The organism is Paenibacillus koleovorans NBRC 103111 (assembly GCF_004000845.1).
Lineage (GTDB): Bacteria > Bacillota > Bacilli > Paenibacillales > NBRC-103111 > Paenibacillus_AA > Paenibacillus_AA koleovorans.
The window spans coordinates 1-1621 of the sequence record NZ_BIMA01000242.1; the positions used below are offsets into that span (position 1 = coordinate 1).

The window sequence follows — 1621 nt, forward strand, 5'->3', positions numbered from 1 at the left end:
CTGGACAGTCAAAAGTTTTACATCTTTAAGAAGCAAGCGAATTAGCGTCCGGCAATGCCGTTTTTTGCTTGGAACGAATAATTTGGGTTAATGAAAGCTGCGAATTTTGGGCAAACAGGCTAAAAATCGATTTGCGAAAATAGGCGACAACCGTTGCCTCCGAGACGATGGACTTGGAGGGGGTGCGAAGATAGCGGAAAAACAAACCCGGCTTCTGCCCGGAAAAGCGCAAAGCGATCAATTGAACCAGTCCCGTTGCGATGACACTGCACATGACAAACCCTTCTATGGCTTGCAAGGTCAAACGAATTCGCTTTCGCTGCTGCTCGTCTGTCACGCGCTCCAAAGGATCCGGTTCGCCTTTCCGACGATAGCGGTTGAGCTTCGGCATTGCCGAACTCCAGAAGCGGTAGCCGAATGCGCCAATGACTTGCTTCATTTCTCGAAATGTACATTCGATTTTGAAGCGATAGCCGTATGCGGTGAGAATCTGCAAGGGCTCCAGGCTCAGGTCGGTGCTGACGAAAATCGAAAGACGCTCGTCTTGTCGCACGAGTACAAAGCGCAGCTTCTGGTAGAGCCCCTGCCCCCATAACAAATCCAGACGCAGAAAGGACACCGTTTCTTCATTGCCGTAGAGCGTCACCTTGGCCGTTTGAAAATCGGCTGCACGTGTCTGAAACAACGCGGCGAGCTTCACCATCTTGCCTTTCTTTGGCGGACGCCCCCGCCCCGGCTTCTTCGCGGCAGGCGGCTCGTAGGCAACGACATTCATCTTGGCTCGCGTCACGATGTGTACAACGGACGTAAGTGAACGATTGCCCTCGGCCAGCCGCTGCAGGGCGGGAACGGACAGGTAGTAACGGTCAAGCAGAAGCAGTGCTCGGCCAAAGATACCCGCAGCCGTAAAGGCTTGATTGATCACTTGCACGACATGGGAGGCTTGCCGCTCCTCGGATGAATCGTCCCAGCCAAAGATCGCTTTTACGCCATCCTGCAGATTGAGAAACAGGGGCAAGCAAAACCATTTTTCCGCCGTACCGGCCAGCATGCCAATCGCGCCAAAGAAGTGACCAAAGATGTATTCGCCTTTCGATGAATTCTCGGATTCCTGATGCAATTTTTTCACACCTGGCATGTACTTGGCTTCTTTGGACTTCTTCATGCCATCGCTAACGAGCAAGACACGCCCGAGGTATCGTACGATCGGTGCATGCCGATTCACAACCTCGTACCAAGCGCGTTGCAGCGATTTCAGCGACCAGGCGGAGGAACGAAAGAAATGAAGCATCGACTCGTAATGACGTGGATCCAGCGCCAGATCCCGCACAATCGAGGTCGCTCCGAGATGATCGGAACGCACCATGAGACCGACAACGATCACGACGAACCACTCGTATGCAGCGGCTCGGGAGAAGCAACTTCGAAAAGCAGACAAAATTTCATTGATAAATTTCAACATGGTATGGTCGATCGTAACGAAATCGGGTAAACTAACACAGTAACCCTCTCTGCGATCTGCTCTCCTTTCCGGCGTAGGAACCGTAAGGATACCACAGATTCGTTCGATTGGGTTATTTTTCTATGCGACCATTTTCAACAAGAACTTTTAACTGTCCAG

The 1621-nt window shown here is 51.8% G+C and carries 1 protein-coding gene; it reads right to left on the reverse strand.

Going from position 1 to position 1621, the window contains the following annotated elements:
- Nucleotides 1-25: 25 nt before the first annotated feature.
- Nucleotides 26-1462, reverse strand: a complete 1437-nt coding sequence (locus PKO02S_RS31965; protein ID WP_127589326.1) for a transposase — start codon at nt 1460-1462, stop codon at nt 26-28.
- Nucleotides 1463-1621: the final 159 nt, after the last annotated feature.